This is a genomic window from Xanthomonas sp. NCPPB 901 (assembly GCF_056725085.1).
On the sequence record NZ_CM161511.1, the window covers coordinates 4,695,764 to 4,721,891 of the forward strand.

Sequence of the window (26,128 nt, forward strand, 5' to 3'; positions counted from 1 at the left end):
TACCGGCTTCGGTCGGCACCAAGGCAACACGCGCGGCAACGCCACAAGGGACATAAGCAGTCCTCAAGAGCCGTTGGTGACATGCAAGGCGGGACGCGCAGCACGTGCCGTCTGAAACACAGCACTATTACGCATGACGGCAGTCGTACGCTTCGCGCATGACATCAGCTCCGGCGGCACGCCCTGTACATCGAGGCTGGGAAAGAAAAGCGACAACCGGTTTTCCCGATTCCCCATTCCCATTTCCCCATTCCCGGCCTACAGATCAAACCCCAGCAGCAACGGATCGTGGTCCGAACTGCGCCACGGACCAGGCAGATCGCGCTCGCGGTAGCCGTCGCTGTCGGGCAGGTCGGCGTTGACGTGCCATTCGGCGGCGCCGCGCAACCGCGAAGCCAGCGCCGGGCTCAGCAAGGCGTGGTCCAGCCGGCCGCTGAGGCCGCGATAGACGAAGCTGTAGGGTTGCGCGACATGCGCCTCGCGCAGCGCGTCGCGCCAGCCGGCATCGCCCAGCAGGCGCAACGGATCTTCCATCGCGTAGGCGTTGAAGTCGCCCAGCAGCACACTGGAGGTGCTGCCGGTGCCGGTGGGGTCGCTGCGCAACCACGCGTCCACGCGGCGCGCCGACTCGGTGCGGGTCGCGTTCCAGCAGCCCTGGCCGTCTCCACGGTCGGCGTCGGCGCCGCTGGCCTCGCCGCAGCCCTTGGACTTGAAGTGATTGGCCACCACCACGAACGGCACACCGTTGCCGCGGCGGAACGCCTGCGCCAACGGCACCCGGCTGTGCTCGGCGAACGGCCCGCCTTCCAGCACCGCCGGCTTGCCCACCGGGCTGACCCGCGAGGCACGGTAGATCAGCCCGACCCGGATCGGGTTGTCGCCGGGGCCACGCCCGGCATCGACGAAGCGCCAGTCGCCGCCACCGGCGTTGAGCGCATCGACCAGACTGGCGATCGCCGAGGTCGGCCCGTAGCCGTCGTTCTCCAGCTCCATCAACGCGGCGACATCGGCCTGCAGCGGGCGGATCGTCGCCACCAGCTTGCGCAGCTGCGCCTGGAACTCGGCGGGCGTGCGCGCACCACGCAAGGTCGGGAAACCGCCGCCGCGGCCGTCGCCGTTGAAGAAATTCTCCAGATTGAACGCGGCGATGCGCACGCTGCCGTCGACCTGCGGCGGCGCCGGCTCCGGCGGCGGGGTCAGCTGCAACGCGGCGGTCGGGTACAGCCGCACGGTGCCATCGATCACCCCACCGACGATGCCCTCCACGTCCTGCACCGTGCTGCCCGCGCGCGGCGGCGCAGTGGCACTGCCCAGATAATCCGGGAGTTTTGCAGTTGCCGTTGCCGTTGCCGTTGCCGAAGTCGGAGTCGGAGTCGATGCACCGAGCGTGCCCAGCCGCAGCCCACGCCGCGCGTTGTCGGCCACGACCGCCGCCTGCTCGGCGCTGCCGGGCGCGGCCACTTCGCTGGGCTGCCACAGGCGCCCGCCGAAGGCCACGCCCAACTCGCCGGTCTTGCCCAGCGCATCGTTGTCGACCACGGTCAGCGGCGCGGCGATGCGCACGCGCATGCCGGCCAGCGCCGACCAGTCGGCCGGTGCAGCGTCGAGCACCTGCAACGGCAGGGGCTGCGCGCGCGCCAGCAGCGTATGCCCCTGCTCCAGCACGCTGCGCCCGACGAACGCGGTGCCGGCCTTGGCCGGCGCGGCGGCCTGCGGCGCCAGCTCGCCCCACACCCGCACGCGATCGCCCGGGGCCAGGCTGCGCTCGGCATCGCCGCGCACCAGCAGCGCGTCGGCGGTGAGCGGATCGTCGTCGCCGGCGTCCTGCACCAAGTAGCCGCTGCCGCCGGCCTCCACCCGCGCGGTGACCACGCCCTCGAACACCACACCCTGCGCCTGCGGACCCGGGCGCAACTGCCCGATCGGCAGCAGCGTCGGCGGCGTCAGCGCCTGCGCGGCGGGGGCTGCGACCAGCAGCAACAACGACAACAACGATGGCGGCGGCATGCGCATGCGATCACTCTCCTTGTTTTGCGCCGGCACGCGACGGGCGCGGAAACGACTGCGCCGCCCGAAGGCGGCGCAATGGCGTGCGGGAGGCGCAAGGTTACTTCAGGTTGGCCAGCATCCAGTCCACGGTGGCGTGGATCTGCTCCTCGGTCAGGCCGGGATTGCCGCCCTTGGGCGGCATGATGCCGCCGTCGGGGCCGGTATAGCCCTCGATGGCGTGCTTGTAGAGCGTCTCCTTGCCCTGCGCGATGCGCGCATCCCAATGCGCGTGGTCCAGCGTCGGCGCCTTGCCCACGCCGGTGGTGTGGCAGGCGGTGCACAGGTTGTTGAAGATGGTCTTGCCGTCGGTGGTGCCGCCGTAGGCCGCCTGCGCCGAGGCCTTGGCCAGTGCCGCCGCCTGCGCGGCGGCCTGCGCCGCGGCGCCGGTGCTGCCGGCGTAGACCGCGCCCACCGGCGCGATGCGCTCCTCGGTGCGCTTTTGCGCGATCGGCGAGACCTCCGGCGGGATGGCCCGCTGCAGGTAGTGCGCGAACACGATCAGGCCGAGGGTGATCAGCACCAGCAGGCCGATCACCATCGAGAAGCGCTTGAGAAATTCGAGGTCGTAATTCCGCACATCACACCCCTTTGGCACGTGGTAATCCGGACCACCGCTACGCGGCCGAGTATAGCCAGCGTTTGCGCCGCGCGGCACGCCGGAATCGCACGGAATCGCAGGCGATGCGTGCTGCATCGCAGCAGTTCGACGCATGCGCTATGGCGGTCGACACGCTCAGGCGCTGCCCACCGCGCGCAGGCAGAACCCGCACACCGCCTCGACCAGGCGCTCGCTGTCGCGCGGGCCGTCGCGGCTGGGCGCGGTGGGGCCGACCAGGGCCTCGGTGTAGGCGCCGACCAGGCACGCGGCCGCCGCATCCAGGTCCTGCGCGGGGAACTCGCCCGCGGCCACGCCGTCGGCGAGGATGCCCTTGAACACGTCGCCGAGCAGGCGCCGGCAGCGGATGCGCTCGGCGTCGACCTCCGGCTCCACCGGCTCGGCGATGAAGGCGTAGGCCAGCCCGGGGCCGGCCAGGGCGCGGCGCACGAACGAGGCGATGGCCTCGCGCAGGCGCTGCGCCGCCGGCGCCGGCGCGGCGGCGATGCCGCGCAGGATGGTCAGCTCGTGCTCCACCGCCGCGGTCAGCACCTCCACGAACAGCTCGGCCTTGGACGGGAAATGCCGGTAGATCAGCCCGGTGGAAACGCCGGCCTCGGCCGCCACCGCGGTCACCGGGGCGCCACGGAAGCCGTCGGCGGCGATCAGCCGGCGCGCCGCCAGCAGGATCCGCTGGCGGTTGCCGGCGAGGCGTTCTTCCATCAGGGCGGAGCGTTTGTAGGCCATGGCTGATTCTATGTTCAATTAATGAATTTCTGTTCACTTCTTTGCCGTTCCCGGCTACGCTGGGCGCTCTTGCCCGGCGCGGGTCCGATTCTAGGCGCCGCCGGCCATCCGCCATCCCCGGAGTTGCCGCCATGCTGATGCCGTCGTTGAATTTCGAGTTGGGCGAGGAGGTCGACCTGCTGCGCGACAGCGTCGCCGCCTTCGCCGCGCGCGAGATCGCGCCGCTTGCCGAGCAGGCCGACCGCGACAACGCCTTCCCCGCGCCGCTGTGGCGCAAGCTCGGCGAGCAGGGCCTGCTCGGCCTCACCGTCGAAGAGGAGTACGGCGGCAGCGCGATGGGCTACCTGGCGCACGTGGTGGCGATGGAGGAGATCTCGCGCGCCTGCGGCGCGATCGGCCTGTCGTACGGCGCGCACTCGAACCTGTGCGTGAACCAGCTGCGCAAGAACGCCAGCCCGGCGCAGAAGGCGCGCTACCTGCCCAGGCTGTGCAGCGGCGAGCACGTCGGCGCGCTGGCGATGAGCGAACCCGGCGCCGGTTCGGACGTGGTGTCGATGAAGCTGCGCGCCGAGGCGCGCGGCGACCGCTACGTGCTCAACGGCAACAAGATGTGGATCACCAACGGCCCCGACGCCGACGTGCTGGTGGTCTACGCCAAGACCGACCCGAGCGGCGGCGCGCGCGGCATCACCGCATTCGTGGTCGAGAAGGGCATGCCCGGCTTCAGCACCGCGCAGAAGCTGGACAAGCTCGGCATGCGCGGCTCCAACACCTGCGAACTGGTGTTCCAGGACTGCGAGGTGCCGGCGGAGAACGTGCTGGGCGAGATCGGCGGCGGCGTGCGCGTGCTGATGTCCGGCCTGGACTACGAGCGTGTGGTGCTGTCCGGCGGGCCGCTGGGGTTGATGGCCGCGGCGCTGGACGTGGTGCTGCCGTATGTGCACGAACGCCGCCAGTTCGGCGAACCGATCGGCAGCTTCCAGCTGATGCAGGGCAAGCTGGCGGACATGTACGTGGGCCTGAACGCCTGCCGTGCCTACGTGTATGCGGTGGCGCGCGCCTGCGACGCCGGCCGCACCACCCGCCAGGACGCCGCCGGCGCGATCCTCTACGCCGCCGAGAAGGCGACCTGGCTGACCGGCCAGGCGATCCAGGTGCTGGGCGGCAACGGCTACATCAACGACTATCCGACCGGGCGCCTGTGGCGCGATGCCAAGCTCTACGAGATCGGCGCAGGCACCTCGGAGATCCGTCGCATGTTGATCGGCCGCGAGCTGTTCGAGCGGACCAAGTGATGCGCGGCGAAAGAGGTATCGGCCGACAGGCCGTTCCGACGCCATCGCGTCGGGGCTGAAGCCCCTCCCACAGTCGCCGCCCACCCTTCCCTCCTTCCTCCCACGGCCCAGCCATGAGTGCGATCCAGACCCAGTTGCAACCCGGCAGCGACGCCTTCGCCGCCAATGCCGCCGCGCTGCGCGCGGTGGTCGACGACCTGCACGCCACCCAGGCGCGCATCGCCCTGGGCGGCAGCGACGCCGCCCGCGCCAAGCACCAGGCGCGCGGCAAGCTGCTGGTGCGCGAACGCATCGACGCGCTGCTCGACCCGGGCAGCGCGTTCCTGGAGATCGCGCCGCTGGCCGCGCTGGGCCTGTACGACGACGAGGTGCCGTGCGCCGGCGTGGTCGCCGGCATCGGCCGCGTGTCCGGGGTGGAATGCGTGATCGTCGCCAACGACGCCACGGTCAAGGGCGGCACCTATTACCCGATCACGGTGAAGAAGCACCTGCGTGCGCAGGAGATCGCCCAGCAGAACCGCCTGCCGTGCCTCTACCTGGTCGATTCCGGCGGCGCGTTCCTGCCGCTGCAGGACGAGGTATTCCCCGACCGCGACCACTTCGGCCGGATCTTCTACAACCAGGCCAACCTGTCGGCGCAGGGCATCGCCCAGATCGCCTGCGTGATGGGCTCGTGCACCGCCGGCGGCGCCTACGTGCCGGCGATGAGCGACGAGACGGTGATCGTGCGCGAGCAGGGCACCATCTTCCTCGGCGGCCCGCCGCTGGTGAAGGCCGCCACCGGCGAGGACGTCAGCGCCGAGGACCTCGGCGGCGCCGACGTGCACACGCGCATCTCCGGCGTGGCCGACCACTTCGCCGACAACGACCTGCAGGCGCTGGCGCGGGTGCGCGCGATCGTCGCCCAGCTCAACTGGCGCAAGCCGGCCCCGGCGCTGGCGCTGCGCGCGCCGGAGCCGCCGCTGTATCCGGCCGAGGAGCTGTACGGGGTGATCCCGGCCGACCCGCGCAAGCCGTTCGACGTGCGCGAGGTGATCGCGCGGGTGGTGGACGGCTCACGCCTGGACGAATTCAAGGCGCGCTACGGCACCACGCTGGTCACCGGCTTCGCGCACATTCATGGCTATCCGGTCGGCATCGTCGCCAACAACGGCATCCTGTTCTCCGAGTCGGCGCTGAAGGGCGCGCACTTCATCGAGCTGTGCGCGCAGCGCGGCATTCCGCTGGTGTTCCTGCAGAACATCACCGGCTTCATGGTCGGCCGCAAGTACGAGCACGGCGGCATCGCCAAGGACGGCGCCAAGCTGGTGATGGCGGTGGCCTGCGCCAAGGTGCCCAAGTTGACGGTGGTGATCGGCGGTTCGTTCGGCGCCGGCAACTACGGCATGTGCGGGCGGGCTTATTCGCCCAACTTCCTGTGGATGTGGCCGAACGCGCGCATCGGGGTGATGGGCGGCGAGCAGGCGGCGAGCGTGCTGGCGACGGTGCGCCGCGACGGCATCGCGGCCAAGGGCGGGCAGTGGTCGGACGCCGAGGAGGCGGCGTTCAAGGCGCCGATCCGCGATCAGTTCGAGCGCCAGGGGCATCCGTACTACGCCAGTGCGCGGTTGTGGGACGACGGGGTGATCGATCCGGCGCAGACGCGGCGGGTGTTGGGGCTGGGCCTGTCGGCGGCGTTGAACGCGCCGGCGGAGCCGAGCCGGTTCGGGGTGTTCCGGATGTGAGCGCGGGCATGCGCTCGCGGTGTCAGGCGCGTTTGCGCGGGGATCGGTGGTGGCCACGCAGGTGGCAGCTGACGGCGGCGGCGACAGTGTGTCCGGTAGACGTCGCTGCGATCGGCTCCATGGCGGCCGACGCGATGACCTTCGCTTTTGCTCCTGCTTTTGCTCCTGCTTTTGCTCCTGCTTTTGCTCCTGCTTTTGCTCCTGCTTTTGCTCTTGCTTTTGCTCTTGCTTTTGCTCTTGCTCTGCCTTTGATTTACCGGGCCCCCTCGGCGCGGCAGCCGCGGCGGGGAAAAACCCGAAGGGCGGCGCACATGGATGTGCGCCGTTCGCGGCAGGGGCAGGATGCCCCTTCCGCGAATCCGCGTCGTGGCTGCGCACCCGGAGCGCGTAGCGCGGAGGGCGCGCTGCGGGGTGTGCTTTCTTTTGGTTACTTTTCTTTGCACAAGCAAAGAAAAGTAACTCGCCGCAAGGCGAAAGCTTTGCTCTTGCACTTGCACTTGCTGCTGCTGCTGCGGCGGCGGCGGCGGCGGCCGCTGGATCATAGGACCGGCTTCAGCCGCGACTGGCATTACAGATCATTTGGGTCGCGGCTAAAGCCGCTCCTACAGACCTTCTCGCCTGACACGCAAACATCAAGCAACAGCAAGAGCTTTCGCCCTTGCGGGCGAGTTACTTTTCTTTGCTCGCGCAAAGAAAAGGTAACCAAAAGAAAGCGCGCCCTGCCTCGCGCCCTCCGCGCTGCGCGCTCCGGGTCCGCGTCCAGCCCGGGGATCCGCGGAAGGGGCATCCTGCCCCTGCCGCGGACGGCGCACATCCCTGTGCGCCGCCCCTTCGGGGTTTTTCCCCGAGCTGGCCGCCGCTTCGTAAGGGAACCCGGTAAATCAAAAGCAAACGCAACAGCAAAAGCAGAGCTACAGCAACGGCAACGGCAACGGCAACAACTACAGATGCAGACGCAACGGCCACAGCTACGGCTCAACCAACGCGCGCGTCTCACGCAACGCTTCGCTCAGCACCCGCAGCACCCCTGACCTAATTTCCAGGCACCCGACCATGGCCACCCCCGACCTGCCGACCTTCGACAAGATCCTCATCGCCAATCGCGGCGAGATCGCCTGCCGGGTGATCGCCACCTGCCGCCGGCTCGGCATCGCCACCGTGGCCGTGTACTCCGATGCCGACCGCGACGCCCGCCACGTGCGCCTGGCCGACGAAGCCGTGCACATCGGCGCCGCCCCGGCGCGCGAAAGCTACCTGCGCGGCGAACGCATCCTCGACGCCGCGCAACGCAGCGGCGCACAGGCCATCCATCCCGGCTACGGCTTCCTGTCCGAGAACGCCGAATTCGCCGAAGCCTGCGCCGCCCACGGGCTGGTGTTCATCGGGCCGCCGCCAGCGGCGATCCGTGCCATGGGCGACAAGAGCGCGGCCAAGGCGCTGATGCAGGCGGCCGGGGTACCGCTGACGCCCGGCTACCATGGCGAGCGCCAGGACCCGGACTTCCTGCGCGAACAGGCCGCGGCCATCGGCTACCCGGTGCTGATCAAGGCCAGCGCCGGCGGCGGCGGCAAGGGCATGCGCCGGGTCGATCGCGACGAAGAGTTCGCCGCCGCGCTCGCCGCCTGCCAGCGCGAGGCGCAGGCCGCGTTCGGCAATGCGCACGTGCTGGTGGAGAAGTACGTGCTGCGGCCGCGGCACATCGAGATCCAGGTCTTCGGCGACACGCATGGCGAACTGGTCTACCTGTTCGAGCGCGACTGCTCGGTGCAACGCCGCCACCAGAAGGTGCTGGAAGAAGCGCCCGCGCCAGGCATGGACCCGGCGCGGCGTGCGGCGATGGGCCAGGCCGCGGTGGAGGCCGCGCGCGCGGTCGGCTATGTCGGCGCCGGCACCGTGGAGTTCATCGTCGCGCCCGATGGCGCGTTCTACTTCATGGAAATGAACACCCGCCTGCAGGTGGAACACCCGGTCACCGAGTGCATCACCGGCACCGACCTGGTCGAGTGGCAGTTGCGCGTGGCCGCCGGCCAGCCGCTGCCGCAGCGCCAGCACGAACTGGCGATCCGCGGCCATGCGCTGGAAGCGCGGCTGTACGCCGAAGACCCGGCGCGTGGCTTCCTGCCGTCGATCGGCACGCTGCAGCACCTGCGCCTGCCCGCCGCCGATGCGCATACCCGCGTCGATGCCGGCGTCGAGCAGGGCGACGTGATCGGCCCGCACTACGATCCGATGATCGCCAAGCTGATCGTCTGGGACGTGACCCGCGAGCGCGCGCTGCGGCGCATGCAGGCGGCGCTGGCCGCGTGCCAGGTGGTCGGGGTGTCGACCAATGCCGCGTTCCTGCAGCGCCTGGTCGCTACCACCGCATTCACGCAGGCGGACCTGGACACCGCGCTGATCGAGCGCGAGCACGCCGCCCTGTTCGACACCCCCGCCCCCACCACCGATGCGCTGTGGAGCCTGGCCGCGCTGGCCTGGCAACTGCACGAACGCGACGCGCCCGCGCAGCCGACCGATCCGCACTCGCCGTGGGACCTGCGCGACGGCTGGCGGCTGGGCGCGCCAGCGCCGCGTACGCTGACCTTGCGGCACGGCGACACGCAACGCACGCTGCACCTGGCCGCGCACGCGGGCGGCTGGCGGATCCACGCCGCGCAGGCGCAGGACGCGCTCGAGGCGAGCGGCCAGTGGCACGACGGGCGCCTGTGCGCGTTTCTCGGCACGCAGCGGGTGCAGGCCGATGCGGTGTTCGCCGGCGCGCAGCTGCACCTGTTCGTCGACGGCCAGGGCTATCTGTTCGAACGCCACGACCCGGTCGCCGAGGCCGACCAGCCGGCGGTGGAAAGCGGCGGCCTGACCGCGCCGATGCCCGGGCGCATCGTCGCCCTGCTGGTCGCGCCCGGCACCCAGGTGAGTCGCGGCACGCCGCTGCTGGTGCTGGAGGCGATGAAGATGGAGCACACCCTGCAGGCGCCGGCCGACGGCACCGTGCACGGCTTCCGCGTGCGCGAGGGCGAGCTGGTCGGCGACGGCGTGGCGCTGCTGGATTTCGAAGCGGTCTGAGCCCCGCGTGCCGTGCCGCGGTCGCCAAGGCCGCGGCGAGGCGTCACACTCGGCACTGGTCCATCGTCCTGCCTGCGCCATGAAACTCACTGCCCACGTTCTCGACGGCCATACGCTCGACGTGCGCCCGGCACCGCGCGAGCGGCCGTGGATGGACCGCACCGCCGAGCGCTACGCCTACCGCTGCCTGCCGCTGGACATCGCCAATGCGCACGGCTGGGAGCTGCTGTGCCAGACCGCGTTCGAGGCCGAATGGAACGGCGGCAACGCGCTCGACGACCTGCGCGTGCAGCCGGCGCCGGGGACGCACGCGCCGGCGGTCAGCCATTTCGGCTACGGCGTGCTCACTTTCCACGTGCCCTGCCTGTTCCGTACCGAGGCGGGCGTGGACCTGTACGTCACCGCGCCGGTGAACCGGCCCAAGGACGGCATCGCCGGGCTCACCGGGCTGATCGAGACCGATTGGAGCCCGTACACCTTCACCATGAACTGGCAGTTCACCCGGCCCGGCCGGGTGCGGTTCGAGGCCGGCGAGCCGTTCTGCCACTTCTTCCCGGTGCAGCGACGGGTGCTGGCCGAGACCGAGCCGCGCTGGCAACCGCTGTCGCAGACGCCGGAACTGGAGCGCGAACACCACGCGTGGATGCGCAGCCGCGGGCAATTCCTGCACGACCTGGACCAGCCCGACTCCGACGCCAGCCGCGAAGGCTGGCAGCGCAGCTACTTCCGCGGGCCGGCGCCGGGGCAGTGCCCGGCCGGCGTGGAACATCGGGTCAAGTTGCGGCTGGCGCCGTTCACCCGCGACGAAGACGGCTGAACGCGCGTCGACGCATTGCCGAGGTGGGGCATCGACCTTGCCAGTGACCGGCTGACGTGGCGCATGCGGCTGCGCGCCAAGACAGACATCGACACCGGCCCGCCACGCCGCATCGGTGTTCGGTGGAGCGTCAACGGGCATGCGGCCATTTGGCCGGCCGGCCTGCCCGGATGTCATCGAGGTACTCGGACTGCGCGACGCCTTCATTCACCCAGCGGCCGGTATCGGCGGCCAGCGCTGCATGGGCATAGGCAAGCGCGCCTTGCGGATCGGCGAATGTGGCTACCGGCGCTTCAGGCCCGTCTGCTTCCTGATACGGGACGTGGTACAAATCCAGAGCGTGCTCGCTGCCGATATCCCCGACATCGTGCCCCCATCGCTGTATCGCTCCTGCGCAGGGACGCACCTCGAGGTGACGATGCATGCCTTGCCCCGGCCACCGCGGCCAAGGAACCGCTCCACCGACTTTCCACGACGCAACGCCGCGGGAATACCGATCGCTGCAAGAGACCGCACGATGGACTGACGCCTGGGGTGAGCCGCATTGGCAAGGGGGGCGGATTGCGTGAGCGAAACACGCCCTAATGACACCACTGCCGTTCGCACGGCACGCCGTCGTGGTTGCCGTCCATCTGTACGCCTGGGCAGTGCTGCAGGAAGTACACCGCTTCGGCGCAGGAGGTCATCTGCGCGCAATGCGTGCGGCCATCGCACTGGAACGCGGGTGCCGTCGCGGGCGTGGCCCGTGCATTGGGCGTTGGCGAAGTGGTCGATGGTGGCGCTGTACGGGTGACCTGCGGTGCCGCCAGGAAGCGCAGCGCCGCGTAGGCGGCGATCGCGAGCGCCAGCAGCAGCACCAGCACGCCGAGCCAGAGGCCGCGCCATGCGCGCGGTGCGGCCACCGCACGCGCCGGCGCTGCCGCTGCGCGGCCAGGCCGCATCACCCGCACCGCGCGCAGCCGTCCCTGCGTGTCGTGTTCCAGGTCGAAGGAGATCAGCTCGCCGACCCGCGGGGGCACGCCGTCGGCGGGAAACGCCGCGCGCTGCACCTCGGCTTCGGTCTCGCGATGCGCCAGGCGCACCAGGCCGCAGCCGCGCTCCTGGCTCCACTGAATCAAGGTTCCGTGCGTGCGCATGGCGTCACCGCAAGAAAGTGCATCGCCGCGGTGGATGCCGCCGTGCCTGGCGCGTCCACCGTCCCCACCGCGCCTGCCCGCTCCCGGCAAGCGCAGCCCCGGCAGGCAGCATGCCACGGCCGGGGCGTCCGTGCCGGCCGGGGACCCCGGCCGCATGCGAGGTCGGCGCACCGCGATGGCCTGCCGCCCGTTCGCCGCCGCGGCCCCGCCGGCGCAACTGTCTACCACCGGCTGCGCGGCGCTCGCTAGAGTTCGACGCGTCGAGCAACGCCGACGCCCGCGACTGCGCGGGGCCGGCGATCGACGCGCAACCCGGCATCGCGGCCGCCGCACGGCGCCGCCCCCGCAGCATTCGTCCCCCGATGCTGCCTGCCGGGCCCGCGCCTTTCCCCCACGCTCGGCGCGCACGCTCGTCCATTGCGGTTGCCTCCATGCGGGGCAGGCGAGCGACCTGGCCATGCCGGGCGATCCGCAAGGCGTCGACGGACGGATCTAAAGACGCTGCGCGAGAACGTCGACAGCGCGGCGCCCCCTTCAGTGTTGCGTCACCGGCAGCACCACATCCATCAGCGTGGCGTCGTCCGGATCCGGGGTGGCCTTGAAACCGAGTTGCTGGCACATCGCCAGCATGGTGCGGTTCTCGCGCAGCACCTGGCCTTCGACCACCTTGAGGCCCAGCCAGCCGGCGTACTCGATCATGATCCGCATCAGCTGCCAGCCGATGCCGTGGCCCTTGAGGTCCGAGCGGATCAGGATGCCGTACTCGCCGCGATCGTAGTCGGCATCGGCATGCAGGCGCACCGCGCCGAGCATGTCGCCGCTGCGCGGTTCGATCGCCACCAGCGCGATCGAGCGCGCGTAGTCGAGCTGGGTCAGGCGCGCGATGAACTCGTGGCTGAAATGCTTGACCGCCTGGAAGAAGCGCAGCCGCAGGTCCTCGTCGGTGACGCGGGCGAAGAAGCTGCGGAACAGCGCGTCGTCCTCCGGCCGCACCGGACGCACCAGCGCGGCGCTGCCGTCGTTGAGCACGATGCGCCGCTCCCACTCCTTGGGATACGGGAAGATCGCGAAGCGCGGATGGCCGCGGCCCTTGTGCAGGCGCCGCGACGGCGCCACCGCCACCCGCGCGTCGACCGCGATCACCCCGTCGCGGTCGGCCAGCAACGGATTGATGTCCAGTTCGCGGATCTCCGGCAAATCGGCGGCCAGTTGCGCCAGCTTGACCAGCACCATCGCCACCGCGCGCTCGTCGGCGGCCGGCACGTCGCGGTAGGCCTTGAGGATGCGGCTGACGCGGGTGCGGCCGATCAGTTCGTGGGCCAGGCGCAGGTCCAGCGGCGGCAGCGCCAGCGCCTTGTCGTCGATCACCTCCACCGCGGTGCCGCCGCGGCCGAACACGATCACCGGACCGAAGGTCGGATCGTCGGCGATGCCGGCGATCAGCTCGCGCGCCTTGGGCCGCAGCAGCGAGGGCTGCACCAGCACGCCGTCGATGCGCGCCTGCGGACGCGCGGCGCGCGCGCGGGCGAGGATGCCCTCGGCCGCATCGCGCACCGCCTCCACGCTGACCAGGTTGAGGCGCACGCCGTCCACGTCGGACTTGTGCGGGATGTCGGCCGAGTGGATCTTCACCGCCACCGCCGAGCCCTGCGCCAGCATCGGCGCGGCCACCTGCGCCGCGGCCTCGGCATCGGCGGCGTGCGCCACCGGCGCGGTGGGAATGCCGTAGGCGGCCAGCAACCGCGTGGCCGCCAGCGGATCCAGCCAGGTCTGCCCGGCGGCCAGCGCGGCGTCGACGATGCCGCGCGCGGCGGCGGCGTCGAAGGCGAAATCGTCGGGCAGGCTCGGCGGGGTTTCCATCAGCGCCGCCTGCGCCTCGCGGTAGCGCACCAGGTGCATGAAGCCGCGCACCGCGTCGGCCTCGGTGGCGTAGGTCGGAATGCGCGCGGCGTTGAGCGTGGCGATGGCGCTCTCGTCGTTGCCCAGCCACACCGCGAACACCGGCTTGTCGCGGTGGTGGCGCGGGCGCTGGCCGAGGATGCGGGTCAACGCCTGCGCCGCGTCGGCGGAGGAGGTGAACGCGGTGGGCACATTGACCACCAGCACCGCGTCGTTCTCCGGATCGTCCAGCAGCGCACCGGCGGCGGCGGCGTAGCGCTCGCCGTCGGCGTCCACCACGATGTCCACCGGATTGCGGTGCGACCACTCCTGCGGCAGCGCCGCGTCCAGCCGCTGCTGGATGGGCGCCGACAGCGCGGCCAGGGTGCCGCCGAGGTCGGCCAGCGTATCCACCGCCAGGCGGCCGACGCCGCCGCCGTTGCTGAGAATGGCCAGGCGCCGGCCGGGGAAGGTGCTGAGCCGGCCCAGCGTCTCCGCCGCGGCGAACAGTTCGTCCAGCGCGCGCACCCGCAGCAGGCCGGCGCGGGCGAACGCGGCGCCGTAGACCGCGTCGGAGCTGGCCAGCGCCTGCACGTGGGTGTCGGCGTTGGGATCGATGCGCAGCTGCCGGCCCGACTTCACCACCACCACCGGTTTGGCGCGCGCGGCGGCACGGGCGGCGGACATGAACTTGCGCGCGTCGCGGATGTGCTCGACGTAGAGCAGGATCGCGCGGGTGCGGTAGTCGGTGGCGAAGTAGTCGAGCAGGTCGGCGAAGTCCACGTCCAGCGCATCGCCGAGCGAGACCACGGCGGAGAACCCGACCGCGCGCGCCACGCCCCACTCCACCAGCGCCGCGGCGATGGCGCTGGATTCGGAGATCAGCGCCAGGTCGCCCGGCTGCGGGCAGTGCGCGGCGATGCTGGCGTTGAGCCGCGCATGCGGGGCGATCACGCCCAGGCAGTGCGGGCCGAGGATGCGCAGGCCCTTGGCGCGCGCGGCGCTTTCCACCCGCGCCGCGGCCGACCCCGGCCCGCTGCCGAGCCCGGCGGTGAGGATGATCGCCGCGGCCACGCCGCGCCGCGCGGCGATCGACACGATGCGCGGCACCATCCGCGCCGGCGCGGTAATCACCACCAGGTCCGGCACCCACGGCAGGTCGGTGAGGCGGCGCACGGTGGGGACGCCGTCGATCTCGCGGTAGCGCGGGCTGACCCAGCCGATCTGCCCGGGAAACCCCGCCGCACGCAGGCTGCGCACCACCGCGCGCCCGGCCGAGCGCTCGCGCGGGCTGCCACCGACGATGGCGACCGAGGCGGGGCGGAACACGGACTGCAGGTGATAGGTGCTCATGGCGACGGCAAGGACCAGCGAATGCGCTAACGGTACACGGCTGGCCGCGGCGCGGGGATGATCCGGGTCGAGGGATGCGCTGGTGCCGGACGTGCCGCGCGTTCGGCGACGGGCTGCACTGTCGCGAATCCGGCATCCGCGCGTCGGGGCTGAAGCCCCTCCCACAAGGGCTTGATCGGCCGCTTGGTGCTCGCAGCTCGCCCGCGTTGCTGGAATCCGGCACGACGCGGGCCACGGCAGGCTTGCCCTTGTGGGAGCGACTTCAGTCGCGACGCGACCAAGCCAACAGGCCAGGCACCAGGGCGCACACGGCACGCTACCCCGGGCGGCGATTCCCCCTCCTCCACAGGATGCCCGCAGGGCCGCCCCACCCACCCCGACCCAAGGATTCGCGACGCAGCGGGACCCGCATACGCGCGCGTCAGCAGACGGTCGCCTTGGCGGCCGCATAATGCGGCGATGGAGACGACTCGTGCATAGCGGCGGCCTGGAACTGGCGCTGGTGCTGCTGCTGGCCGCGGTGATCGCGGTGCCGGTGTTCAAGCGGCTGGGCCTGGGCGCGGTGCTGGCCTACCTGGCCGCGGGCGTGGTGCTGGGGCCGGACGGGCTGGGCTTCGTGCAGGACACCGAGCGCATCCTCAACGCCGCCGAGATCGGCGTGGTGATGCTGCTGTTCCTGATCGGCCTGGAACTGTCGCCGGCGCGGCTGAAGCTGATGCGGCGCGCGGTGTTCGGCGCCGGCAGCGCGCAGGTGGCGCTGACCGCGCTGCCGCTGGGCGCGCTGGCGCTGTGCATGGGCCTGAACTGGAAGAGCGCGCTGGTGATCGGCCTGGCGCTGGCGCTGTCCTCCACCGCGGTGGGGCTGCAGTTGCTGGCCGAACGCAAGGCGCTCAATAGCGACTACGGCCGGCTCGGCTTCGGCATCCTGCTGTTCCAGGACCTGATCGCGATCCCGCTGCTGGCCGCGGTGCCGCTGCTCGGCGGCGCCAAGAACGACACGCTGACCTGGTCGGAAGTGGGCCAGGCGCTAGGCGCGCTGGCCCTGGTGGTGCTGTGCGGACGCTTCGTGCTGCGCCACCTGTTCCGCACGGTGGCGCGCACGCGCATGCCCGAGGTGTTCACCGCCAGCGCGCTGCTGGTGGTGCTGGGCAACGCCTGGTTCCTGCAGAAGGCCGGGCTGAGCCCCAGCCTGGGCGCGTTCCTGGCCGGCGTGCTGCTGGCCGATTCGGAGTTCCGCCATGAGCTGGAAGCGCAGATCGAGCCGTTCCAGGGCCTGTTGCTGGGGGTGTTCTTCATCGCCGTGGGCATGGGCATCGACCTGGACCGCATCGTCGCCGAGCCGTGGCTGATCGCCGGCGCCGTGGCCACGCTGCTGCTGGTCAAGTTCACGCTGCTGGCCGGCATCGGCCGCGTGCTGCGCCTGCCCTGGCGCAGCGCGCTGCTGTTGGGCAGCCTGCTGTGGCTGGGCGGCGAGTTCGCCTTCGTGGTGTTCACCGAGGCGCAGCGCGTGCGCCTGCTCGACGACGCCACCCACGACCGCCTGGTCGCGGTGGTCGGCGTGTCGATGGCGCTGACGCCACTGCTGCTGATCGGCATGCAGCGCCTGCTCGGCGGCAGCGAGGCCGGCAAGGGCAAGCGCCCGCCGCCGCCGGACGCGCAGTACGACGCCGTGGACGCGCAGCGCGCGCAGGTGCTGATCGCCGGCATGGGCCGCTTCGGCCAGATCGTGGCGCGCCTGCTGACCGCGCAGCGCATCCCGTTCGTGGCGCTGGAACACAATCCGGACAGGGTGGAGGACCTGCGCCGCTTCGGCAACCAGCTCTACTACGGCGACCCCAGCCGACCGGACCTGCTGCGTGCGGCCGGCAGCGATGACATCCGCATCTTCGTGGTGGCGATGGACGACCCGGAGACCAACATCAAGACCACGCGGCTGATCCGCCGGCTCTACCCCACTGCCAAGGTGCTGGCGCGCGCGCGCAACCGCCAGCATGCCTGGCGGCTGATGGACCTGGGCGCCGAACCGTTCCGCGAGGTGTTCGCCTCCAGCCTGGAACTGAGCGAGCAGGTGCTGCTCGGCCTCGGCCTGGACGCGGCCACCGCCCGCGACCGCATCGCCCGCTTCCGCGAGCACGACATGCAGCTGCTGCGCGCCCAGCACCTGGTCTACGACGACGAGGCCGCGGTGGTGCAGACCGCCCGCGCGGCGCGCGCCGACCTGACCAAACTGTTCGAAGCCGACGTCAACGATCCCTCGGTTGGGCCGACGGATGCGCCAGGCACGGGACCACAGCGCAGCTGATGCCGGGGGCTTGGGTGTGGCTGTGGCCACATGGCCAGTGGTGTTGCAGGCGTGCGCTGCGATGTACGCACGCGACGGGAACGCGCTGGGAGGTGGATGCATCGCCAAGGTGCGGCGTGGCGCGGGGGCCGTCCAGCATGGTCGCGTCGCGGCTGAAGCCGCTCCGACAGGTGCGTTCGATAGCGTCCGCCGAGGTGAAGGATTACTGGCTGTGACGACGAGGGCGACGAACCCCTGGCAATGCACATGTCCGATCCGCCAAGACCAACGCACTCGTTGCCCGGCTCGTTGAAGCCCGTTTTCATCACGCGCGCGTTCGGCGCCCGCGCCCTGTCCGCCACCCGCCAACCTTCCAATGTGGGAGGGGCTTCAGCCCCGACTGCAGTATCCCGCCGTCGTCGCTGCCCGCTCCTCGTCATGGAGGCTTCCCCGTGCGCTGACGCTGAGTGGCGTCGCGGCTGAAGCCGCTCCCGCAGGTGCGGTCGATAGCGTCCGCCACGGCGACCGATTGCTGCGCTGTGACGACGGGGGCGACGGGGCGACTGAGCCCGACGATGCATGCCCGATCCGCCAAGACCACGTTCGGCGCCCGCGCCCTGTCCGCCGCCTGCCGACCTTCCCGTGTGGGAGGGGGGGGGGGCAGCCCCGACTGCACCATCCAACCGCGGTCCCTGCTTCCCGTTTCGCCGCAGAGCACTGCCGCGGGCGCCGGCGCTCAGGCAGGCGCTCGGACACGCCCCCTCATCGTGCGCGCGACGAACGCCGGGCACGGCTGCCCGCGGCAGGCTGCGTCGCGTTCTTTGCGGCGCGCTTGACCGCTTTCTTCGCGGCGTTCTTGGCGACCTTCTTCACCGCAGGCGTCTTCGTCGCTGGCGACGAGGCGGCCTTGCGCCTGGTCGACTTGCGCGGCGCGGTGGAATCCGAGGGATTGGCCGCCTTTGCCACGCTGCGCTTGGGCGCCGGGGTCACCGGCTGGGTCTCGGTGGGGGTGGGCGATTCCTGCGGACGCCGCGGCGGTGGCCGGCGGCCGGGGGTCAGGGTACGCCAGGTGTGGCCGCCGTTGAGCGCCAGCAGCGCGTCGGCGGCGGCTGGGCCGGCGCTGCCGGCCGGGTACTGCGGGGTTTCGTCGGCCGAGGTCTGCCAGGCATCGAGGATGGGCTGCACGATGGTCCAGGCCGCCTCGACCATCGTCGCATCCTGGAACAGCCCGGCCTCGCCGTGCATGCAGTCCTGCAGCAGGCGCTCGTAGCCCACCGTGTATTCCTTGGGGAACCAGTCGCGGTAGCGGAAATCCATGCGCACCGGCGCCAGGCTGACCCGCGCGCCCGGGCGCTTGACGTCGAACTGCAGCGAGATGCCCTCGTCGGGCTGGATGTGCAGCACCAGCCAGTCCGGGCCGTAGCCGCCGATCTCGGCGCTGCGCAGCGGCGCCAGCGGCGCCGGCTTGAAGCGGATCGCGATCTCGGTGGTGCGCTCGCGCAGGCGCTTGCCGGTGCGCAGGTAGAACGGCACGCCGGCCCAGCGCCAGGTGTCGACCTGCAGCTTCATCGCCACATAGGTCTCGGTGTTGGAATCCGGCGGCACCGTGTCTTCCTCGCGGTAGCCGGGCACCGCGTTGCGGCCGATCGCACCGGCCGCGTACTGGCCGCGGACCACGTCGGCCGGGCTCAGCGGCCGCACCGCCTCGATCACCTCGGCGCGCCGGCGCAGCATCGACGCCGGGGTGAACGCGGCCGGTGGCTCCATCGCGATCATCGCCAGCAACTGGAACAAGTGATTGGGCACCATGTCGCGCAGGCAGCCGGTGGGGTCGTAGAAGCCGCCGCGGCCCTCCACGCCGATCGTCTCGGCCGCGGTGATCTGCACGTGGTCGATGCGGTCGCGGTTCCACACCGGCTCGAACAGACCGTTGGCGAAGCGGAACGCGAGGATGTTCTGCACCGTTTCCTTGCCCAGGAAATGGTCGATGCGGAACACCTGGTCCTCGCCGAGCACGCGGCCGACGATGGCGTTGAGCTCGCGCGCGCTCTGCAGGTCGTGGCCGAACGGCTTCTCCACGATCACCCGGCGCCAGCCGCCGCCGATGCCCTGCCGCACCAGCCCGGCCGCGCCCAGCCGTTCGATCACCGGGCCAAAGAAGCGCGCGGCGGTCGCCATATAGAACAGCACGTTGCCGCCTGTACGATACTGCGCGCCGATCTTCTCCAGCATGCCGCCGAGCGTCTGGTAGGTGGCGGTGTCGTCGAATTCCGCCTGCAGGTAGTACAGGCGCGAGCGCAACCAATCCCATACCTCCTCGTCCAGGCCGTCGGCCTTGAACTCGGCGTCGCGGTCGGCGAGCAGGCCACGCATGCTGTCGCCGAGCGAGCGCCGCCAGCCGGCCTCGCTGATCTGGCCGTGGTCCACGCCGATCACCGCGAACTGCTCTGGCAACGCGCCGCTGTGGCGCAGGTTGTACAGCGCGGGCAGCACCAGTCGCCGGGTCAGGTCGCCACGCGCACCGAACACCACGATCAGGCATGGCGGGGTGGTCTGCGGGGTCCGGGTCGCATCGCTCATGGAAGGGTTTCCTGTTTACCGATCAAGCCGTGCAGGCGCAACGCCGCGTGGACCAGTGCCACGTGCGAGTAGCCCTGCGGAAAATTGCCGAGCATGCGGCCGCTGCGCGGATCGTATTCCTCGGCCAGCAGGCCGACGTCGTTGCACAGGCCCAGCAGGTGCTCGAACAGCGCGCGCGCCTGCTCGTTACGGCCGAGCAACACGTAGTTCTCCACCAGCCAGAAGCTGCACGCGACGAACGTGCCCTCGCCGGCCGGCAGGCCGTCGCCGCTGTCCTCGTCGGCGCGGTAACGCTCGACCAGGCCATTGATGCTCAGGCGCTGGGCGATCGCATCGACCGTGGCCGCCACGCGCGGATCGTCAGGCGGCACAAAGCCCACCAGCGGGATCAGCAGGGTCGCCGCATCCAGGCGGTCGCTGCCATAGCTCTGCACGAAATAGCCGTCCGCGTGCACGCCCTGCGCCAGCACCTGTTCGCGGATCTCGTCGGCCACCGCGCGCCAGTGCGCGCGTTGCGCAGCATCGGCGTCGGTGACGCCGTCGCGGGCGCCGCAGTCGAACGCCAACCAAGCCATTACCTTGGAGTGCACGAAATGGCGGCGATGGTCACGGATTTCCCAGATGCCCTCGTCCGGCTCGCGCCAGCGCTGCTCCAGCACCTCCAGCAACTGCCGCGCCAGCGAGCGGCCGTGCACCGCGCTGGTCATGCCTTCACGGTGGCCGTGATGGAACGCGGCGATCACCTCGCCGTACACGTCGAGCTGGAACTGACCGACCGCGGCATTGCCGATGCGCACCGGTGCGGCGCCTTCGTAGCCTGGCAGCCACTCCACCTCCCATTCGGACATGCGCCGCTCGCCGCCGATGCCGTACAGCGCCTGCAACTGGTCCGGCGAACCGGCCACGGTGCGCTGCAGCCAGGCATGGAAGGCCGCGGCCTCATCGCCGTAGCCGGCGGCGCGCAGGGCGTTGAGGGTGAACACCGCATCGCGCAGCCAGCAGAAACGATAGTCCCAGTTGCGCTCGCCACCCAGGCGTTCGGGCAGCGAAGCGGTCGGCGCGGCGACGATGGCACCGGTCGGCAGGTAGCTCAGGCCTTTCAGCACCACCAGCGAGCGTCGTACCGCCTCGGTCCACGGGCCGGCATGCAGGCAGCGGTGCGACCAGCCGTGCCAGAACGCCTCGGTCTGCGCCAGCGCCTGTTCGGGCGCCAGCAACGGCGGCAGCTCCAGGTGCGAGGCGCCGTGGCTGAGCACGAACCAGGTGCTTTCGCCGGCCTCCAGCGCGAACTCGGCCTCGGTGGCGAAGCCGTGGCCGTGCATGGCCTGCGGGCTGCGCAGCGCGATCTGGTCCGGCCCGGCCACCGCCTGCAGGCCGCCGTCGATCTGCGACACCCAGGGGATGGTGCGTCCGTAGTTGAAGCGCAACTGCAATTGCATGCGCAGCGGCACCCGGCCGTGCAGGCCGCGCACGATCCGCACCACGTGGCTGTGCAGCACATCGTCGTGGCTGGCGACCATGAAGTCGAGCAGCGCCACCGTGCCGGTCTCGGTCTCGAAGCGCGTCTCCAGCACCAGACTGCCGTCGCGATAGGCGCGGGTACTGGTGTAGGCGCCCTGCGGGGCGATCGCCCAGCGGCCATGGTCGGGTTCGCCGAGCAGGGCGGCGAACAGGGCATCGGAATCGAACCGTGGCAAACACAGCCAGTCGATCGAACCGTGGCGGTCCACCAGCGCCGCACTGCGGCAGTTGCCCAGCATGGCGTAGTCTTCGATTCGCGAGGCCATCGTGGGGGCCGAGACGGAGGAGCCTCGAGTCTGCCAGCGCCGGTGTTTGCGTTGCGTAATCGCCGCGAGGTGCCGTTCAGGCGCGCGCAAGCCGGCGGCTGCGGCTACACTGCGCCTGCGCATGACTTCCGATCCCGCTGCCGCCGCCCTGCGCACCCTGGTCCTGGAGGACGATCCGACACTGCGCGACCGCATCCTGGTGCCGGGCCTGCGCCGCTTCGGCTTCGTCGCCGACGGCTGCGGCACCGGCGCGGAACTGCAGCAGCGGGTGCAGCGCGACGGTGCCGAGATCGTGGTGCTGGATGTCGGCCTGCCCGACACCGACGGCTTCACCCTGGCCGGCGTGCTGCGCCAGCAGTACCCGGACCTCGGCATCGTCATGCTGACCAGCCTGGGCCAGACCGAGGACCGCATCCGCGGCCTGACCGGCGGCGCCGACGCCTATCTGTCCAAGCCGGTGGAAATCGACCTGCTGGCCGCGACCCTGCACAGCCTGGCCCGACGCGTCAGCGGGCGACCGCCGGCGGCGCCGGCACGCGGGCGCTGGCAGGTGAGCGAAGACGGCTGGTGCCTGCTGTCGCCGTCCGGCGCCGCCGCCGCGCTGACCGGCAGCGAACGCCGCCTATGCCTGCGCCTGCTCGAACAACCGGGCCTGCTGGTGGCGCGCGAGGCGTTGATCGCCGCGCTCACCGACCGCGTCTACGACTTCGACGCGCACCGCCTGGATTCGATGGTGCACCGCCTGCGCAGCAAGGTGCAGCGCCGCTGCGGCGAACCGTTGCCGCTGGCCGCCGTGCACGGCCAGGGCTACATCTTCGATCCCGCCGGCTGACGCGCCCCGCGCCGGCGCGCGCCGCGTGGCGCGGGCCGTCGAGGCCGCCCAGTCCTACGCCGGCGCCGACACAGACGCCGGCACCGCATCGGCACGCGGCAGCACGATGCGGAAGCGCGTGCCCACGCCCACCGTGCTGTGCACCTGGATCCGGCCGCCGGCGCGCACCACCAGGTCGCGCACCACCGCCAGGCCCAGGCCGGTGCCGCTGTCGGCCGGCTTGGTGCTGTAGAACGGCTCGAACACCTGTGCGGCCACCTCCGCCGGCATGCCGTGGCCGTCGTCGGCGACCTCGATGACGGTGCCATCGTCCGCGCTGGACACGGCGATGTCGAAATGGCCGCGGTCGGCGATCGCGTCGCGGCTGTTGGAGGCCAGGTTCAGCAGCATCAGGTCGAACTGGCTGCGCTCGAAGCGGATCGGCGCCGGCGTTGCCGGGAGCGTGCAGCGCAGCACGATCCGCGCTTCCAGCAATTGCCGCAGCATCGGCTGCAGGGCCTCCACCGCCGTTGCCGCGTCGAAGCGCTCGACATGCTCGGCATCGCGGCGGCTGAAGCGCAGCAGCCGGCGCACGATGGTCATGCCGCGTTCGGCCGATTCCTCCACCGCCGCCAGGCTGTCCTCCAGTTGCGCGATGCGCTGCGCGTCGCTGGCGAGGTCGTCGTCGTGGCGCGCGGCGGCGAAGCCGGACATCACCGCCAGGATGTTGTTGAAGTCGTGGGCCAGGCCGCTGGCCATGCGCTCGGTGATTTCGCGCTTCTGCGCATGGATCAACTGGGTCTGCGCGCGTTCGCGCTCGTGCATTTCCTGCTGCAGGCGCTGGCCGCGCGCGTTGGACTCGCGCAGGCTCTCGCGCAACGCCTCGGTGGTGCGATCCAGCAGCAGCGCCACCAGCAGGTAACTGAACAACACCGGCAGTACGTTGAAGAAGGCCTGGGCGGGCGCGTCGGCGCGGTCCAGCAGCGCATCGTGGCCGACGCCGACGCCGAGCATCAGCAGCAGCGCCGCGAACGTCACCCACAGCGCGCGACGCCCGAGCACCAGGCCGGCCAGGATCAGCACCAGCATCTGCGCCAGTTGGTCCGGCAATTGCCGCTGGAACCCGTGGATGGCGGCGTTGACCAACAACGAACCGAGCAACGCCCCGAGCAACAGGCGCACGCCACTGCGCAAGGCGCCATGGCGCACGCGCACGAAACCGATCGCCGCGCACACCCCGATCAGCAGGCTCATGCTCAACGAGATGATCAGCCCGGGCTGCACCGGTTGCCCGCGCAGCTGCGGCCACGCCAGCAGCAGCGCAATCACGATGGTGATGGGAATGGTCACCGCCAGGAACAGCAGCAGCAGTTGGATCACGCGCGCATTGCGCCGGTCCACCTCGTCCATCAACGGCGCGCGGCCCAGCCAGTTCCAGAAGGACTTCGCCATGCGGCCGTGCTCCATTCCCGTTCAGTGAGAATCCGATGATGATCGTGCGAGAACTTGCGGGTGACAAGCCGGTGACGGCGGGCCTAAGTTCGCATGACGGAACGCGCCAGGGGACGACGGCGCGGCTCCCAGACCACTCCTGACCAAGGCGGAGGCGCACGCGCGCCGCCGACGTCATCTTCTGCCCTGCCGTTTTTCAGCCCGAGATCGCCATGAACGCATGCTCCTCCCTGCGCGGCATCGCCGCCCGTCATCCGATGCCCCGCGCGTACAGCAGCTTGGCCCTGGCCTGTGCGCTGTGCTTGACCTCGACGGCGATGGCGCAGACGCCCACCACCACGGCGACGGCGACGACCGCCAGCGCCCAACCCGCCGCCACCGGTACCGACGCCACGGCCAGCGACGCCAGCGCGACCCCCTACGATCCCAGTGTCTACTTCAAGGCCACCGGCAGCGCCGACAGCAATGCGGGCGCCGAGGCCGATGGCGACGAAGCGCTGGCCGCCGGCGAGGCCGCCTCGGCGGTGGGCACCGGCACCATCGCGATCGGCGGCGGTGCGGTCAGCTATGCCAACCACGCCCTGGCGGTCGGCCACAACAGCCTGGCCACCGAGATCTCCACCACCGCCGTCGGCGGCATGCTCGATGTGGATTACGCCTATCTGTCCGGCGGTGTGACGATCCTGCAGCAGACCTCCGCCACCGGCATGGCCGCGACCGCGCTGGGCGCCGGCGCCCAGGCCAGCGGCAAGTTCAACGTGGCCGCCGGCGCCGGCGCGATCGCCAGCGACCGCTCCAGCGTCGCCGTCGGCGGCATCGTCGACGTGGGCGAAGACGGCTTCAGCTCGGAAGGCATGCAGTTGCAGGCCACCCAGGCCACCGGTCCGCTGTCCACCGCGCTGGGCGGCGGCGCGCTGGCCACCGCCTACAACGCGACCGCGGTCGGCGCACTGGCCGAGGCCAGTTCGCAGCGGACTGTGGCCGTCGGCTCCACCGCGGTCGCCAACCAGTACGCCGCCGTCGCCGTCGGCGCACAGAGCCAGGCCACCGCCGAATGGGCCACCGCCTTCGGCAACGGTGCACGCGCCTGGGGCGCCCACAGCGTGGCCATCGGCCCCAGCGCGTTCGCACAGAGCGACGACGGCACGGCGGTCGGCCCGGCCGCGCTCGCCCTCGGCGTCGGCGCCACCGCGCTCGGCAACGGCGCCTGGGCCGGAGGCACCCGCAGCCTGGCCCTGGGCGGGGCGATGGTGTGGAACGGCGAATTCTTCCGTGACACCCCGGTGCTGTTCTACGACAGCATCGCCATGGGCACCGGCGCGGACGTGTTCGGCGACCAGTCGATCGCGATCGGCCCCGGCGCCCGCGTCGGCAACTCGCAGTTCGTCAACGGCCAAACGACCATCACCAACCACAGCGTGGCGCTGGGCGCCGGCTCGGTCAACGAGCGCGACAACACCGTGTCCATCGGCGCGACGGGCAGCGAGCGCCAGCTCACCAACCTGGCCGCCGGCACCCTGGACACCGATGCGGTCAACCTGGCGCAGCTGCGCAACGTCGCCGCCGCGTTCGGCGCCGGCAGCGTGGTCGACGCCAACGGCACCCTGATCGGTGGCAACTACCTGGTACAGGGCAACCACTACACCGACCTGGGCTCGGCGATGGGCGCGCTCGACACCGCGTTGACCGGCTTCGGCAACCGCCTCAACACGCTCGGCGGTTCCGGCGGGATCAGCGTCGGCGGCGGCGACGGTGTATCCATTGCGCCGAGCACCGGTGCCGGCACCAATGCCGTGGCCGTGGGCTCCGGCGCCACCGCCAACGGCAACAACGGCCTGGCGATGGGCGCGCAGGCGCTGGCCTATGGCCCCAACGACACCGCCATCGGCGGCAATGCCCAGGTCAACGCCGACGGCAGCACCGCGGTCGGCGCCAACGCCCGCATCGCCGCGGTGGCGACCAATGCGGTGGCGCTGGGCGAAAGCGCCAGCGCGTCGGCGGCCTCGGCCACTGCGCTCGGCCAGGGCGCCTCGGCCAGTGCCGCCAACTCGGTGGCGCTGGGCCAGGGTTCGGTCGCCGACCGCGCCAACACGGTGTCGGTGGGCAGCGCCGGTAACGAGCGCCAGGTCGCCAACGTCGCCGCCGGCAGCGCCGACACCGATGCGGTTAACGTGGCGCAGCTGCGTGCCGGCAACAGCGCCACCCTGAGCAGCGCCACCGCCTACACCAACACCCGCATCACCGCACTGGACGACAGCTTCAACCAGTTGCGCACCGACACCGAACACCGCCTCGACGGCATGGACCGGCGCATGGACAAGCTGGGCGCGATGAGCGCGGCGATGCTCAACATGGCAGTCAACGCCGCCGGCACGCAGAGCCCGCGCGGGCGCGTGTCGGTCGGCGCCGGCTTCCAGGGCGGCCAGCAGGCGTTGTCGGTCGGCTACGCCCGCAAGCTCGGCGCGCGCGCCTCGTTCAGCCTGGGCGGCGCCTTCAGCAGCGGCGAGTCCTCGGCCGGCATCGGCGTGGGCATTGACCTGTGATGCAACGCGGCGCCGCA

The 26,128-nt window shown here is 71.2% G+C and carries 15 protein-coding genes and 2 pseudogenes; 8 read left to right on the forward strand and 9 right to left on the reverse strand.

What is annotated here, in order from left to right:
- Nucleotides 1-258 precede the first annotated feature (258 nt).
- From AC1PME_RS20040 to AC1PME_RS20050, 3 genes are all read right to left on the reverse strand, one after another.
- A complete protein-coding gene (locus AC1PME_RS20040; RefSeq protein ID WP_481096816.1) occupies nt 259-2,013 on the reverse strand; it encodes an ExeM/NucH family extracellular endonuclease in 1,755 nt (584 codons plus the stop codon).
- A gap of 94 nt (nt 2,014-2,107) precedes the next feature.
- The gene (locus tag AC1PME_RS20045) at nt 2,108-2,626 is read right to left on the reverse strand and encodes a c-type cytochrome (protein ID WP_254459552.1); all 519 of its coding nucleotides are present in this window, start codon (nt 2,624-2,626) and stop codon (nt 2,108-2,110) included.
- A 156-nt stretch (nt 2,627-2,782) separates the two neighbouring features.
- Nucleotides 2,783-3,391: a TetR/AcrR family transcriptional regulator gene (locus tag AC1PME_RS20050; protein ID WP_254459553.1), complete on the reverse strand. Its 609-nt coding sequence runs from the start codon at nt 3,389-3,391 to the stop codon at nt 2,783-2,785.
- A 131-nt stretch (nt 3,392-3,522) separates the two neighbouring features.
- On the opposite strand from AC1PME_RS20050, the gene AC1PME_RS20055 reads away from it, so the two are divergent.
- The 5 genes and pseudogenes from AC1PME_RS20055 to AC1PME_RS20075 all read left to right on the forward strand — a co-directional run bounded on the left by AC1PME_RS20055 (nt 3,523) and on the right by AC1PME_RS20075 (nt 10,290).
- Nucleotides 3,523-4,686 carry an isovaleryl-CoA dehydrogenase gene (locus AC1PME_RS20055; RefSeq protein ID WP_254459554.1) on the forward strand — a complete coding sequence of 388 codons (1,164 nt, stop codon included), beginning with the start codon at nt 3,523-3,525 and terminating at the stop codon, nt 4,684-4,686.
- 113 nt (nt 4,687-4,799) lie between these two features.
- Entirely contained in the window at nt 4,800-6,410 is a 1,611-nt protein-coding gene (locus AC1PME_RS20060) for a carboxyl transferase domain-containing protein (RefSeq protein ID WP_481096817.1), read from the forward strand.
- A gap of 1,053 nt (nt 6,411-7,463) precedes the next feature.
- Nucleotides 7,464-9,164, forward strand: a pseudogene (locus AC1PME_RS20065) (acetyl-CoA carboxylase biotin carboxylase subunit); the annotation flags it as partial.
- 42 nt (nt 9,165-9,206) lie between these two features.
- Nucleotides 9,207-9,473: pseudogene (locus AC1PME_RS20070) on the forward strand (acyl-CoA carboxylase biotin carboxyl carrier protein subunit); the annotation flags it as partial.
- Between the two features lie 79 nt (nt 9,474-9,552).
- Nucleotides 9,553-10,290 carry a DUF6065 family protein gene (locus tag AC1PME_RS20075; RefSeq protein ID WP_254459557.1) on the forward strand — a complete coding sequence of 246 codons (738 nt, stop codon included), beginning with the start codon at nt 9,553-9,555 and terminating at the stop codon, nt 10,288-10,290.
- A 130-nt stretch (nt 10,291-10,420) separates the two neighbouring features.
- Here AC1PME_RS20075 and AC1PME_RS20080 read toward each other — a convergent pair whose 3' ends face one another.
- The 3 genes from AC1PME_RS20080 to AC1PME_RS20090 all read right to left on the reverse strand — a co-directional run bounded on the left by AC1PME_RS20080 (nt 10,421) and on the right by AC1PME_RS20090 (nt 14,657).
- On the reverse strand, nt 10,421-10,714 hold the full coding sequence (locus AC1PME_RS20080; RefSeq protein ID WP_481096818.1) for a hypothetical protein: 294 nt from the start codon (nt 10,712-10,714) through the stop codon (nt 10,421-10,423).
- A gap of 157 nt (nt 10,715-10,871) precedes the next feature.
- On the reverse strand, nt 10,872-11,426 hold the full coding sequence (locus tag AC1PME_RS20085; RefSeq protein WP_481096819.1) for an excalibur calcium-binding domain-containing protein: 555 nt from the start codon (nt 11,424-11,426) through the stop codon (nt 10,872-10,874).
- A gap of 534 nt (nt 11,427-11,960) precedes the next feature.
- Entirely contained in the window at nt 11,961-14,657 is a 2,697-nt protein-coding gene (locus tag AC1PME_RS20090; protein WP_481096820.1) for a bifunctional acetate--CoA ligase family protein/GNAT family N-acetyltransferase, read from the reverse strand.
- A gap of 472 nt (nt 14,658-15,129) precedes the next feature.
- Between AC1PME_RS20090 and AC1PME_RS20095 the strand changes: the two genes are divergently transcribed.
- Nucleotides 15,130-16,959, forward strand: coding sequence for a monovalent cation:proton antiporter-2 (CPA2) family protein (locus AC1PME_RS20095; protein ID WP_481096821.1), 1,830 nt, complete (start codon nt 15,130-15,132; stop codon nt 16,957-16,959).
- Nucleotides 16,960-17,700: 741 nt separating this feature from the next.
- Here the strand turns inward: AC1PME_RS20095 and zwf are convergent.
- The gene (gene zwf, locus AC1PME_RS20100; RefSeq protein ID WP_481096822.1) at nt 17,701-19,518 is read right to left on the reverse strand and encodes a glucose-6-phosphate dehydrogenase; all 1,818 of its coding nucleotides are present in this window, start codon (nt 19,516-19,518) and stop codon (nt 17,701-17,703) included.
- Complete coding sequence (locus AC1PME_RS20105) at nt 19,515-21,305, reverse strand: glycoside hydrolase family 15 protein (protein WP_481096823.1); 1,791 nt, start codon at nt 21,303-21,305, stop codon at nt 19,515-19,517. The genes zwf and AC1PME_RS20105 overlap by 4 nt, the downstream gene beginning before the upstream one ends.
- Before the next feature lie 121 nt (nt 21,306-21,426).
- On the opposite strand from AC1PME_RS20105, the gene AC1PME_RS20110 reads away from it, so the two are divergent.
- Nucleotides 21,427-22,137: a response regulator transcription factor gene (locus tag AC1PME_RS20110; RefSeq protein ID WP_254459564.1), complete on the forward strand. Its 711-nt coding sequence runs from the start codon at nt 21,427-21,429 to the stop codon at nt 22,135-22,137.
- 54 nt (nt 22,138-22,191) lie between these two features.
- On the opposite strand, the gene AC1PME_RS20115 is transcribed toward AC1PME_RS20110, so the two are convergent.
- Nucleotides 22,192-23,568: a sensor histidine kinase gene (locus AC1PME_RS20115; RefSeq protein ID WP_254459565.1), complete on the reverse strand. Its 1,377-nt coding sequence runs from the start codon at nt 23,566-23,568 to the stop codon at nt 22,192-22,194.
- A 212-nt stretch (nt 23,569-23,780) separates the two neighbouring features.
- Here AC1PME_RS20115 and AC1PME_RS20120 point away from each other — a divergent pair, with 212 nt between their 5' ends.
- Nucleotides 23,781-26,111: a YadA-like family protein gene (locus AC1PME_RS20120; protein WP_481096824.1), complete on the forward strand. Its 2,331-nt coding sequence runs from the start codon at nt 23,781-23,783 to the stop codon at nt 26,109-26,111.
- Nucleotides 26,112-26,128: the final 17 nt, after the last annotated feature.

Coding starts and splice junctions, on each gene's coding strand:
- AC1PME_RS20105 (WP_481096823.1), bottom strand. CDS start 21,305: ATGGCCTCGCGAATCGAAGACTACGCCATGCTGGGCAACTGCCGCAGT.
- AC1PME_RS20060 (WP_481096817.1), top strand. CDS start 4,800: ATGAGTGCGATCCAGACCCAGTTGCAACCCGGCAGCGACGCCTTCGCC.
- AC1PME_RS20050 (WP_254459553.1), bottom strand. CDS start 3,391: ATGGCCTACAAACGCTCCGCCCTGATGGAAGAACGCCTCGCCGGCAAC.
- AC1PME_RS20110 (WP_254459564.1), top strand. CDS start 21,427: ATGACTTCCGATCCCGCTGCCGCCGCCCTGCGCACCCTGGTCCTGGAG.
- AC1PME_RS20055 (WP_254459554.1), top strand. CDS start 3,523: ATGCTGATGCCGTCGTTGAATTTCGAGTTGGGCGAGGAGGTCGACCTG.
- AC1PME_RS20040 (WP_481096816.1), bottom strand. CDS start 2,013: ATGCGCATGCCGCCGCCATCGTTGTTGTCGTTGTTGCTGCTGGTCGCA.
- AC1PME_RS20080 (WP_481096818.1), bottom strand. CDS start 10,714: ATGCATCGTCACCTCGAGGTGCGTCCCTGCGCAGGAGCGATACAGCGA.
- AC1PME_RS20120 (WP_481096824.1), top strand. CDS start 23,781: ATGAACGCATGCTCCTCCCTGCGCGGCATCGCCGCCCGTCATCCGATG.
- zwf (WP_481096822.1), bottom strand. CDS start 19,518: ATGAGCGATGCGACCCGGACCCCGCAGACCACCCCGCCATGCCTGATC.
- AC1PME_RS20085 (WP_481096819.1), bottom strand. CDS start 11,426: ATGCGCACGCACGGAACCTTGATTCAGTGGAGCCAGGAGCGCGGCTGC.
- AC1PME_RS20090 (WP_481096820.1), bottom strand. CDS start 14,657: ATGAGCACCTATCACCTGCAGTCCGTGTTCCGCCCCGCCTCGGTCGCC.
- AC1PME_RS20115 (WP_254459565.1), bottom strand. CDS start 23,568: ATGGCGAAGTCCTTCTGGAACTGGCTGGGCCGCGCGCCGTTGATGGAC.
- AC1PME_RS20075 (WP_254459557.1), top strand. CDS start 9,553: ATGAAACTCACTGCCCACGTTCTCGACGGCCATACGCTCGACGTGCGC.